The following is a 12,233-nucleotide window of genomic DNA, read 5'->3' as shown; positions in this document are numbered from 1 at the left end:
AGAATTAAGTATTATATACTATGTAAAAATTAGAGGAGAAAGGGAGTAAGTATTATGAAAACAATGCAATCTATTAAAATGCTTACACAACTACATCATCATACATAAAGCCCTTGAACCTAGCGTGAAAACGTGTAGGTGCAAGGGTTATTCCCGTTGTACCTACACGCTACTAAAGAGCCTTGTAGGTATATTTTATCTACAAGGCTCTTTTTATTTTCGGTTTAGGTGCATGAAATAAGCATACATTAGAAAGGGAAAGGTGTGAGAATTTCGATGACAAAATGGAAACGGGCAAATCCAAATGGAACGAGAGATTATTTATTCGAAGAATGTACGTTAATTGAAGAAGTGGAGCAAAATTTAAGGCGTACTTTTTTAGAGAGAGGTTATGAAGAAATAAGGACACCAACAATTGAATTTTATGATGTGTTCGCCTTTCAAAGCAGGCCGATAGATGAAGAAAAGATGTATAAATTTTTTGATGAAAAGGGAAGGATTATCGTATTGCGTCCAGATATGACAATTCCTTTAGCGAGAGTGATCGGAACGCAGAGGTGTGATACACCACTTAAAGTGACGTATAGCGGAAATGTATTTCGAGCGAATGAGTCCCTTACTGGAAAATATAATGAAATCGTGCAAAGTGGTATTGAAATTATCGGTATTGATAATGTAAGAGCTGAAATTGAATGTGTTATAAGCGTCATTCAATCACTTCAAAAGTTGAAGGTGCAATCTTTTACAATAGAGATTGGGCAAGTACAGTTATATAAATGTATTGTCAAAAAGCTCTCCATTCATGAGGAAGAAGAGAAAGTTCTTAGAACATATATTGAAAGTAAAAATTATGCCGCTTTATCCAATTTTATTAGAGATAAGAAATTAGATCGATGTGATGAAACAGTAAAGTTACTGGAGAAATTACCGAGGTTATTTGGGAATTTAGAAGTGATTGAGGAAGCAGAAAAACTCGCCTCAAGTAATGAAATGAAAATGGCTATTACAAGAGTGAAAGAAATATATGAAGCAATTGAAAAACTAGGCTATGGATCGTACATATCCATTGATTTAGGTATGATTCAACATTTGGACTATTATACAGGTGTTATTTTCAAAGGGTATATATATGAAATTGGGGAAGAAATTGTTAGTGGCGGAAGATATGATGAGTTAATTGGAAATTTTGGAGAAATGTTACCGGCTGTTGGACTCGCGGTGCAAGTTAATCAAATTGTAAAGGCGCTGCAAGAGCAGCAAGAGCCATATGAACGAAAGAGAATAGATATTATGATTCATTACGAGTTAAATAGATTAGCAGAAGCGGAACGATTACGAAATTTACTTCAAAAGGACGGGAAAAAAGTAGCGCTATCTTTATTCTCTAATTTAAATGATACTTTTCAATTTGCTAGAAAAAATCAAATTGTAACGGTCGTTGAGGCAAAGAACGAATCATTAGTGGAATATGTATGGAAAGAGAAATGGGTCGTCCAGAAAGAAGGAGAAACTTCATGCGTAACATTCAAATTGCGTTAACGAAAGGGAGATTAGAAAAACATGTGATTCCGCTCTTTGAGCAGATTGGAATTGATTGTTCAGAGCTCAAAAATAAAGGAAGAAAACTTGTCTTTCAAAGTAAAAATACGGATATCTCATTTATTTTAGTGAAAGCAGTAGATGTTGCTACTTATGTAGAACATGGAGTAGCGGATATCGGAGTCGTTGGAAAAGATATTTTAATGGAAAACGAGAAAGATATTTATGAAATGTTAGATTTAGGAGTAGGCGTGTGTAAGTTTTGTGTCGCTTCTATTCCTACTTATAATCCGAAGAGCTACCGGAAGAAATGCATTGCGACGAAATATCCACATATTACTTCTAACTATTTTCATGATAAAGGAGAGGATGTAGAAATTATTAAAATAGAAGGTTCTGTAGAAATTGCTCCTATTCTTGGATTGGCAGATGCGATTGTTGATATTGTTGAAACAGGAAAAACATTACAAGAAAATGGACTCATTGTATTTGAGGAAATGTATTCTATATCTGCTCGAATGATTGTAAATAAGGCTGCATTAAAAACTAAAAAAGACGAAATATTCAGTATTATAAATATGATGGAGCAAGAAATTTTGTCAGGAAAATAGGGGGACTTGTAATGGAGATCGTTTTTGAAGATTTTCAAAAGGCGTTATCGAAAATAAAATTGCTACGAGAAAACGCTAATATAATAGAAGAAACTGTTCAAAGAAATGTAAGTGAAATCGTTCAAAATGTAAGGGAGAGTAGGGATGAGGCCTTATCTTTTTATACAAAAAAGTTTGATGGTGTAAAGATGAAAGAGTTTCGTGTAAGTGAAGAAGAAATAAAACGAGCGAGTATGTTTGTAGAGAATTCATTTTTAGAAGCGTTACAAGAGGCGAAGAAAAACATTATTTCGTACCATGAAAAGCAAAAAAGACAATCGATGTTCGATTGCGCGAGTAAAGGCATCATGAGAGGACAAATCATTCGGCCATTAGAGAATGTAGGCGTATATGTGCCAGGCGGAACTGCTTCGTATCCTTCGTCAGTATTAATGAATGTATTGCCAGCAAAACTCGCTGGTGTGAAAAAGATTGTAATGGCAACACCGCCAAGAGAAGGAGGAATTGATCCACATATTTTAGTTGCTGCAAGTCTTGCAGGAGTAGATGAAATTTATACGATAGGTGGTGCGCAAGCAATTGCTGCTTTAGCATACGGGACGGAATCGATTCCGAAAGTGGATAAAATAGTTGGACCAGGAAATTTGTACGTCGCTCTAGCGAAACGAGAAGTATATGGAATAGTAAATATCGATATGATTGCTGGACCGTCAGAAATTGTAGTTATTGCAGATGAAACCGGCAATGCAAAATATATTGCTGCTGATTTATTAGCACAAGCAGAACATGACGAGAGAGCGACAGCAATTTGTATTACAACAAATATAGATTTAGCAAAAAAAGTAGAAAAAGAGATAGAAAGGCAGTTAGAAACATTACCAAGAAGCGAAATTGCACGTGAATCAATAAAGAGAAATGGGGCCATTTTTATCGTTCCTTCTTTAGAGGAGGCGCTAAAGTTATCGAATGAAATTGCCCCGGAACATTTAGAGTTACATATAAAAGAACCAATGAATGCTCTAGCTTATGTGAAACATGCAGGATCTATCTTTCTTGGACCATATGCACCAGAACCGCTCGGGGATTATTTAGCAGGACCGAATCACGTGTTACCGACAAGTGGAACGGCAAGGTTTTTCTCACCGTTATCAGTCGATGATTTTGTGAAAAAATCAAGCTTTCTGTCTTATACAGAGGAAGCATTAAGAGATGTAAAACATCATATTGTAGAGCTTGCCAATAAAGAAGGGTTACATGCGCATGCGAGAGCAATTCAAATAAGATTTGAGGAGGAAGAATAATGCGTGAGTCTAGTCAAATACGTGAGACGACAGAGACAAAAATAAAATTAAGTTTACAGCTTGATGATGGGAAGAACGTTTCTGTACGAACGGGAGTTGGTTTTTTTGATCATATGCTAACTTTATTTGCAAGGCATGGAAGATTCGGTTTGCAAGTGGAGGCAGAAGGGGATGTATTCGTTGATGCACATCATACAGTTGAGGATGTTGGGATTGTACTCGGAAATTGTTTGAAAGAAGCATTGCACAGTAAAGAGGGGATTAACAGGTACGGCTCAGCATATGTACCGATGGATGAGTCTTTAGGCTTTGTTGCAATTGATATAAGTGGACGCTCATATATTGTATTTCAAGGAGAATTAACGAATCCGAAGCTTGGGGATTTTGATACAGAACTAACGGAAGAATTTTTTAGAGCAGTTGCTCATGCTGCCAATATTACATTACATGCTCGTATTTTATATGGAAGCAATACACATCACAAAATTGAAGCGTTATTTAAAGCGTTTGGTAGAGCGCTTAGAGAAGCAGTCGAAAGAAATGCCAATATTACTGGTGTAAATTCAACGAAAGGGATGTTGTAATTGATTGCCATTATAGATTATGGAATGGGAAACATTCGTAGTGTAGAACAAGCATTAAAGCATATTGGAGCAGCGTATATCGTAACGAGTGATAAAGAAGAGATTTTTAGAAGTGATGGAGTGATTTTACCAGGAGTAGGTGCATTTCCAAAAGCAATGGATGTATTGGAAGAAAAAGATTTAGTACGTGTGTTACAAGAAATTGGGCGTTCCAGAAAACCACTTCTAGGTATTTGCCTAGGAATGCAGCTTTTATTTGAAAAAAGTGAGGAACTACAAGACTGTAACGGGTTAAGTTTATTGCCAGGCGTTATTCGAAAGTTAAAGGTTCCTTATAAAATTCCTCATATGGGATGGAATGAGTTAAAGAAAGAAGGAGAAATAGCGCTTTGGAATGGAGTAGAGGATGGTTCTTTCGTATATTATGTCCACTCTTATTACGCAGATTGTCCAAATGAAATTGTATATGGAATAAGTGAATATGGAGTGAAAGTACCTGGTTTTGTAGCAAAAGGAAATATATACGGTGCGCAGTTTCATCCTGAAAAAAGTGGTGACATTGGCATGCAAATGTTGAAAAATTTTAAAGGAGTGGTAGAAACATGGAAATCTTCCCAGCTATCGATTTAAAAGAAGGGAGATGCGTTAGACTGTATCAAGGAGAATTTAGTAAAGAAACAGTAATGAATGAAGACCCAGTTGCGCAAGCGATTATATTTGAAACATTTGGAGCGAAACGGTTGCACATTGTTGATTTAGATGGTGCAGTTGCTGGTGAGTCGTTAAACTTGTCCGTCATTGAAAGAATTTGCAAGGCAGTACGTATTCCAGTGCAAGTTGGCGGAGGAATTCGATCACTTGTATCCGTAGAGAAATTATTTTCAGTAGGAGTAGATAAAGTGATTTTAGGAACAGCCGCTCTTTATGATAAGCCATTTTTAGAAGAGACAGTTCGTCTATATAAAGAAAAAATCATCGTCGGAATTGATGCGAAAAATGGTTTTGTAGCAACGAGAGGCTGGCTTGATGTGTCTGAAATTTCTTACATTGATTTAGCAAAACAAATGGAGAAGATAGGTGTTCAAACGATTGTGTTTACAGACATTTCGAAAGACGGAACACTTGCAGGACCGAATGTAGAGCAATTGGAGTTACTACAAAAGAACGTTGCTACTCGACTTATTGCTTCTGGAGGAATTGCATCTATACAAGATGTGAAAAAGTTAAATGATATGAACATATACGGTGTCATAATTGGTAAGGCTCTTTACGAGAAAACGATTGATTTAGAAGAAGTGCTAGAGGTAACAAAGTTATGTTAGCGAAACGCATTATTCCATGTTTAGATGTGAAAGAAGGGCGAGTCGTAAAGGGTGTAAATTTTATAGGACTACAAGATGTCGGGGATCCTGTTGAAATAGCAGCTTTATATAATGATGCGGGAGCAGATGAAATAGTATTTTTAGATATTACGGCAACGCATGAAGGACGAAAAACGATTATAGATGTTGTAGAAAAAACGGCTTCAAAAGTATTTATTCCTCTTACAGTTGGCGGAGGAATTTCAAGTGTGAAAGATATGTACAATTTACTAAGAGCTGGAGCAGATAAAGTTTCAATTAACTCAGCAGCAGTGCGAAATCCAAAATTAATCGAAGAAGGGGCACAGCACTTTGGTTCACAATGTATTGTTGTCGCAATTGATGCTAGAAAAGTAGCGGAGGATAAGTGGAATGTATATGTGAACGGCGGAAGAGTTGATACGGGAATGGATGCAATCGGGTGGGCAAAGCGCGTTACAGAGCTAGGCGCAGGCGAAATTTTATTAACGAGTATGGATGCAGACGGAACGAAAAACGGATATGACCTTCGTTTAACAGAAGAAATTTCAAAAAGTGTTTCCGTACCTGTCATCGCGTCAGGTGGATGCGGTCATGCTGATCACATTATAGAAGTGTTTCAAAAGACAACAGTTGATGCAGCATTAGCGGCATCAATCTTTCATTACGGTGAGGCGACAATAGGGGACGTAAAGAGAAAGTTAAGAAATGCAAATGTTGAGGTGCGGCTATGAAACCTAACTTTTCAAAAGGACTATTACCAGCAGTTGTAATTGAAGAAGATACAAAAGAAGTTTTAATGCTAGCTTATATGAATGAAGAGGCATATGAAAAAACAATAGAAACGAAAAGAACATGGTTTTATTCTCGTTCAAGAAGGTCGTTATGGAATAAAGGAGAAACATCAGGTAATGTCCAACATGTGCAATCTCTTTATTTAGATTGTGATCAAGATTCAATCGTTGTTGTCGTAAAGCAAGTAGGGCCTGCATGTCATACGGGAGAAAAAACATGTTTTCATTACAAAATTATATAGGGGGATACATATGAAAAACGCCTTTACATTACTATTCGAAACAATTAAAGAACGAAAGAGAAATCCACTTTCTGAATCATATACAAATTACTTGTTTTCAAAAGGAGAAGATAAAATTTTAAAGAAAATTGGTGAGGAATGTACGGAAGTAATTATTGCATCCAAAAATAATGATAACGAAGAGCTAGTGAAAGAAATGGTTGATGTAATGTATCACTGCTTCGTTTTATTAGCCGAAAAAAATATATCATTAGAAGATATTATGGAGGAAGTGACAGAAAGAAATGGGAAGCTTTCGAGAGTAGGGGACAGAAGAGAAATAGATACATTATAGGGGGAATATGTATGAAGGTGGATTATCACATTCATTTAGAAGAAGGGCCATATTCAATAGGATGGCTAGCTAAAATAAATGAATCATTACAACATTATGAACCGCTAAAAGAAGAAAAACATTCTATGGAATGGCTTGTGAAAACACAAGAACGCCTGCAAAGACGTGTGAATGAAGGGCCATTTACAATGAAATGGATTGATTTATATTTAGAAGAAGCTTTGCGAAAAGGGATAAAAGAAGTTGGTATTGTCGATCATTTATATCGTTTTTATGAAGCGAAAGAATACTATGAAACATATGTTGATATTAGTGATTCGGGGCTTGGACGTTTACAAAAGGAATGGTTAGACCAAGTAAGGGTAGCTTCACTACATGATTTTACAAAGGCAATTGAAGAGGCGAAAGAACGGTGGAGTAAAAGAGGTGTTACGCTTAAACTTGGAATTGAAGCAGATTATTTTATTGGTGGTGAACAACAATTACAATCTTTACTCGCATTAGGAGATTTTGATTATGTAATTGGTTCTGTTCATTTTTTAAATGGCTGGGGATTTGATAATCCAGATACGAAAGAATATTTTAAGGAACATGACTTATATGTTTTATATGATACGTTTTTCAAAACGGTTGATTGCGCAGTTCGTTCTGAGTTATTTGATATTATTGCTCATCTTGACAACATAAAAGTATTTAATTATCGATTAGATGAGAATGAACAACTTTCTTATTATAAGAAAATTGCGCGTGCATTAGTAGAAACAAATACAGCAACGGAAATAAATGCGGGATTGTACTATCGCTATCCTGTGCGCGAAATGTGTCCGAGTCCACTATATTTACAAGTATTAGCTAAACACGAAGTTCCGATTACACTCTCTTCAGATGCTCATTATCCGAATGATTTAGGAAAATATGTGGAAGAGAATATAAAGACGTTACGTAATCATGATATTGCTCACTTAGCTACATTTACGAAACGAGTTAGAACGATGAGATTACTAGAAGAAGTAACAATTTCAAAATGATCACGATTTTTTGATGAAAACCCATCTTTTTGTTCAAAATAAGAAAGAATAAAAAGGAGGGTAAGAAATGTCGAAACAGCAAAATAAACAAAATGTACAAGGTGCACAGCAACAAGCGTATACTTCTGAAACGAATGCTACATCTCAATCCGTTATTGAGGAACAAATTAGTGATACAGTTGCAGAAGGAACGATCGATGTGAAGCTTGGAAAACAATCGCAAGAAAAAGCATAAGAAGAGGGGGAGACTTGCATCTCCTCTTTTTTTGTGGAAAAGTGTCGATTTTCAAAACTATAATCAAATTCCTTGGTTTTTATATGTGGATTTCTTACAATGAAAGATAAGAGAGATCTTATTTTCTATAGAAGAGGTGTTAGTAGTGGCAAAAATATTAGTAGCAGGGAAAATTCCAGCAATCGGATTAGAACTATTAAAGGATCATGATGTAGAAATGTACGATAAAGAGGAGTTAATTTCTTTAGATGAATTAACAGAGCGTGTAAAAGACAAAGATGCATTGTTAAGCCTACTTTCTACAAAGGTGACAAAAGAAGTGATTGATGCGGCACCTAATTTGAAGATTGTTGCAAACTACGGTGCTGGTTACGATAATATTGATTACTCATATGCCGAAAAAAAAGGGATTGCGGTAACGAATACACCGAAAGTATCAACGGAAGCTACTGCAGAACTAACATTTGCACTTCTTTTAGCAGCGGCACGTAGAATTCCTGAAGGTGATACGCTATGTCGTACAACTGGATTTAACGGATGGGCACCGTTATTTTTCTTAGGCCGCGAAGTACATGGTAAGACAATTGGAATTATCGGCCTTGGAGAAATCGGAAAGGCAGTTGCAAAGCGTGCGAAAGCGTTTGGAATGAATGTTTTATATACAGGACCAAATCGAAAGCCTGAAGCTGAAAGTGAACTGGAAGCAACATATGTAACATTGGAAGAATTATTACAAACAGCAGACTTTATTACAATTAACTGTGCGTATAATCCGAAATTGCACCATATGATTGATGAAGAACAGTTCAAAATGATGAAGAAAACAGCGTATATTATAAATGCTTCACGCGGACCAATTATGCATGAAGCGGCACTTGCTCATGCTTTAAAAACAAATGAAATTGAAGGGGCAGCTCTTGACGTGTTTGAATTTGAGCCGAAAATTACTGAAGAGCTAAAAGGATTAAAGAATGTGGTACTTGCTCCTCACGTAGGAAATGCAACATTCGAAACGCGTGATGCGATGGCCGAAACGGCGGTAAGAAATATTTTAGCTGTATTAAATGGCGAAGAAGCTGTAACGCCTGTCAATCAAAAAGTATTCGTTACAAAATAAAAAGAAACCTTCCGGAATCGGAAGGTTTCTTTTTATTTTTCTTTATTTGCTCTTTTTGATGGTCTTTGTCTAAGGAATTGAGATAGCATGTACAAAATATATAGTGGAATAGCAATGAATAAGAAAACAGAAAAATTACCGAACCCTGTTTGGTACATTGTGATAATGATGCCCACTAAAAATAGTGTAATAATGATGCTATATCGTGGAATTGGTACATCTTTTAAACTTGGGATACGAATGCGGCTCACCATTAAAAATGCGAACGTTACAAATACTGTAATAAGAACGATTTTTGGAATGGTATGTGAAAATAATGTTAAGAAAGCAACAAGCCCTCCCGCTGCTGTAATCGGTACCCCAGTGAAATATTTCATTGAAGTAGAAGATGGTGTTACATTAAATCGTGCTAAACGATATGCTCCGAAAAGAGGGAATAGCCCCGCTATGTATAGTCCGATGATTCCATAATTAGAGAAAGATGTGTAATACATGAGAACAGCAGGTGCTGCACCAAATGTTACGACATCCGCAAGCGAGTCAAGCTCTTTTCCCATTTGTGAATCAACACGTAATAAACGAGCAACACGCCCATCAAGACTATCTAACATCATCCCGATAAGTACTAAAATAGCAGCTGATTTATAATATCCTAAAGATGCATAGCCGATTGACAAGAATCCACTATATAAATTTCCGAGCGTAAATAAGTTTGGAATAGCTGCTCTATACAAAATCTGATCCCTTGCTTTCTGTAATAAATTCTTAATTAGTGTATGAAAGTTTACTTATTTTATCATACCATAAATTTCTTCTTCACACGAAAGAAATTCCCAATTTGTGAAAGATTTCATATCAGAATGATTTGAAAAATAAGTGAAAAAAGAATGGGCTGTCTCATAAGTCTCTTTCGAAGTAAGATCACATGAAATTGAAAAGGCAGAAACGTTATAAAATTAACATTTCTGCCCTTCACTTTTTATTCGATTTTGGCTAAAAAGCACTTTTGGGGACAGCCTCTTCTTGTATTATTCAAAGTTCGTTATCATAGTTCCAGTTTTATACCGATTGTTAGGATCGAAACGTAACAAATCTCCATAAATGAGTTTGTCGGAAAGTTTCAATTCTGTTTTTGCTTTTTCAATATTCGGTTGACATAATGAGATGTCTGCTTCTTCACCTGTGTTTCGTTTATAGCACATGTTTTTTGTATACACATAATCTTCCGAAACGAAGCTACCATCACGCATTACCATAAGTGGATCTTCTTCTTTAATAAATAAGTCAGTTCCAAATTCAACTGATTTATTTGTTTTAATACCAAGTAAATGAAGTAGCGTTGGTTTAATATCAATTTGACCAGACACTTTAGAAATGACTTTTCCTTCTTGACCAGGTACATGAATAATGAGAGGGACGCGTTGTAATTGCATAGAATCAAATGGTGTAATAGCGTCTTTCCCAAGGAACTGAGCCATAGCTGCGTTATGGTTTTCAGAAATACCGTAATGATCTCCGTAAATGACAATAACAGAGTTGTCATACAGTCCTTCTGCTTTTAATTGTTTAATAAATTGTTTAAGAGCTTCATCCGTATAACGAACGGTTGGGAAGTAACGGTTTACAACGCCACTTTCCGAATTAAACTCATCAACATATTGATCTTCTGGATTTAGAAGAAATGGAAAATGATTTGTTAAAGTAATGAATTTTGTATAGAACGGCTGTGGTAAGGATTTTAACTTTGGAATAGATTGTTCAAAGAACTCTTTATCTTTTAATCCCCAACCGACAGACATTTGTTCTGTGCCTACGTAATCATTCAAATTAAAGTAACGATCATATCCAAGTGCAGGATACATTACATCACGATTCCAAAACGCTTTATCGTTTGAATGGAAGACAGCAGAAGAATATCCGTATTTTTTTAATTGTTCGGGTGTAGCTGTATATTCATTTGTTGCGTGAGTAAAGAATACAGAACCGCGGTCTAACGGATAAAGTGAATTTTCAACGATAAATTCAGCATCAGAAGTTTTACCTTGTCCTGTTTGATGATAGAAGTTATCGAAATAAAAACTATCTTTAATAAATTCGTTTAAAAATGGAGTAATTTCTTTTCCATTTATTTTTTTATTAATAACAAAACTTTGTGTAGATTCCATTGAAATCAAAATGACATTTTTACCTTTTGCAGATCCAAATAAGTTCTTATCAACTTGCTTATCTTTTGAGTCTGTATAGTTTTTAATTTCAGAGAACCCGTCCCCACTTGCAAATACACGTTCAGCTGAAGATTTTGATTGCAGTGTAATATCAAATAGATGATATGTGTATAAACCTAAATTTTTCACGACAGTTTGACGATCGAATGAGCGTGAGAACATTTGTGGTTTATAAATAACAGAAACAACAATTTGTAGTGCTAATAGAGCTGTTACACCGCTAAAGAAAGTTCTCTTCTCAGAGCGAGAAAGCGGCGTTTTGTCGCAAAATGATGGGAATTTACGCGAAAGAAACATTAAGATGATCGCATCTGCGAATAACAGTAATGTTTTATACGTAAAGAGTTCTTTTATACTCGTCCCTAAATCAGCCATATTATTTGTTTGAAATAATACTGGGAACGTAACGAAATCGTTATAAAACCCATAAAACATTGCATTTCCAAATAAAATGAATGACAGTATAAAACTAATTCCAACTATAATGCGATTTCGGTGTTTAGATGCAAATAATGCAAAACCGAAAAATAAAAGTAACGCAGCTAGTGGATTCATAAAAAGCATAAATTCTTCAAAGAAATTATCAATTTTAATATCAAACGCTAGCTTGTACACAATATATGTTTTTATCCATAATAAAACGACTGCAACGAGTGCGAATCGCAGTTTTGGAAACAGACGTTGTAGCATAATATACTCCTCTCCTAAAAAGCATGACGGTTCTTGTGGGCCTATTTAATTAGCGCCTCATTTTATATATACGAACAGTCCTTTATTATTATGTTTATTATACTATGAGTATCATTATACGAAAATAAAAGAGAGTTGTGGACTTTTTTATAACAATTGAGTAGAAAAAGGGCAGTAGGAGACAATAAAATGG

The 12,233-nt window shown here is 35.6% G+C and carries 14 protein-coding genes; 12 read left to right on the top strand and 2 right to left on the bottom strand.

The window, feature by feature from the left end:
- The first annotated feature begins 276 nt into the window (after positions 1-276).
- The 12 genes from hisZ (at position 277) to QCI47_RS20965 (ending at position 9,125) form a co-directional block, all read left to right on the top strand.
- Positions 277-1,539, top strand: coding sequence for an ATP phosphoribosyltransferase regulatory subunit (hisZ, locus tag QCI47_RS21020; protein ID WP_074543509.1), 1,263 nt, complete (start codon positions 277-279; stop codon positions 1,537-1,539).
- Positions 1,515-2,150: an ATP phosphoribosyltransferase gene (gene hisG, locus QCI47_RS21015; protein ID WP_001244470.1), complete on the top strand. Its 636-nt coding sequence runs from the start codon at positions 1,515-1,517 to the stop codon at positions 2,148-2,150. Before hisZ ends, hisG begins: the two co-directional genes overlap by 25 nt.
- A gap of 11 nt (positions 2,151-2,161) precedes the next feature.
- Entirely contained in the window at positions 2,162-3,451 is a 1,290-nt protein-coding gene (gene hisD / locus QCI47_RS21010) for a histidinol dehydrogenase (RefSeq protein WP_076867498.1), read from the top strand.
- On the top strand, positions 3,451-4,035 hold the full coding sequence (gene hisB / locus QCI47_RS21005) for an imidazoleglycerol-phosphate dehydratase HisB (RefSeq protein WP_001209290.1): 585 nt from the start codon (positions 3,451-3,453) through the stop codon (positions 4,033-4,035). The genes hisD and hisB overlap by 1 nt, the downstream gene beginning before the upstream one ends.
- Positions 4,036-4,665, top strand: a complete 630-nt coding sequence (gene hisH / locus QCI47_RS21000; RefSeq protein ID WP_000560333.1) for an imidazole glycerol phosphate synthase subunit HisH — start codon at positions 4,036-4,038, stop codon at positions 4,663-4,665.
- A complete protein-coding gene (gene hisA, locus QCI47_RS20995; RefSeq protein ID WP_000402310.1) occupies positions 4,638-5,357 on the top strand; it encodes a 1-(5-phosphoribosyl)-5-[(5-phosphoribosylamino)methylideneamino]imidazole-4-carboxamide isomerase in 720 nt (239 codons plus the stop codon). The genes hisH and hisA overlap by 28 nt, the downstream gene beginning before the upstream one ends.
- A complete protein-coding gene (gene hisF / locus QCI47_RS20990) occupies positions 5,351-6,109 on the top strand; it encodes an imidazoleglycerol phosphate synthase cyclase subunit (protein ID WP_061535657.1) in 759 nt (252 codons plus the stop codon). The genes hisA and hisF overlap by 7 nt, the downstream gene beginning before the upstream one ends.
- Entirely contained in the window at positions 6,106-6,411 is a 306-nt protein-coding gene (gene hisI / locus QCI47_RS20985; RefSeq protein ID WP_000803969.1) for a phosphoribosyl-AMP cyclohydrolase, read from the top strand. The genes hisF and hisI overlap by 4 nt, the downstream gene beginning before the upstream one ends.
- Before the next feature lie 10 nt (positions 6,412-6,421).
- On the top strand, positions 6,422-6,745 hold the full coding sequence (hisE, locus tag QCI47_RS20980) for a phosphoribosyl-ATP diphosphatase (RefSeq protein ID WP_000786132.1): 324 nt from the start codon (positions 6,422-6,424) through the stop codon (positions 6,743-6,745).
- Positions 6,746-6,756: 11 nt separating this feature from the next.
- Complete coding sequence (locus QCI47_RS20975; protein WP_061131226.1) at positions 6,757-7,773, top strand: histidinol phosphate phosphatase domain-containing protein; 1,017 nt, start codon at positions 6,757-6,759, stop codon at positions 7,771-7,773.
- A gap of 67 nt (positions 7,774-7,840) precedes the next feature.
- Complete coding sequence (locus QCI47_RS20970) at positions 7,841-8,008, top strand: YozQ family protein (RefSeq protein WP_000043572.1); 168 nt, start codon at positions 7,841-7,843, stop codon at positions 8,006-8,008.
- 145 nt (positions 8,009-8,153) lie between these two features.
- On the top strand, positions 8,154-9,125 hold the full coding sequence (locus tag QCI47_RS20965) for an NAD(P)-dependent oxidoreductase (protein WP_001062823.1): 972 nt from the start codon (positions 8,154-8,156) through the stop codon (positions 9,123-9,125).
- A gap of 32 nt (positions 9,126-9,157) precedes the next feature.
- Here the strand turns inward: QCI47_RS20965 and pssA are convergent, their stop codons facing one another.
- Together pssA and QCI47_RS20955 are read right to left on the bottom strand one after the other, a co-directional pair.
- Entirely contained in the window at positions 9,158-9,859 is a 702-nt protein-coding gene (gene pssA / locus QCI47_RS20960) for a CDP-diacylglycerol--serine O-phosphatidyltransferase (protein ID WP_000285422.1), read from the bottom strand.
- A 294-nt stretch (positions 9,860-10,153) separates the two neighbouring features.
- The gene (locus QCI47_RS20955) at positions 10,154-12,040 is read right to left on the bottom strand and encodes an LTA synthase family protein (RefSeq protein ID WP_000941733.1); all 1,887 of its coding nucleotides are present in this window, start codon (positions 12,038-12,040) and stop codon (positions 10,154-10,156) included.
- Between the last annotated feature and the right edge of the window lie 193 nt (positions 12,041-12,233).

The organism is Bacillus cereus group sp. RP29 (genome assembly GCF_040459765.1).
Taxonomy (GTDB): domain Bacteria; phylum Bacillota; class Bacilli; order Bacillales; family Bacillaceae_G; genus Bacillus_A; species Bacillus_A paranthracis.
Note: the sequence above shows the minus strand (reverse complement) of the source record. Positions and strands in the feature narration are given on the sequence as shown.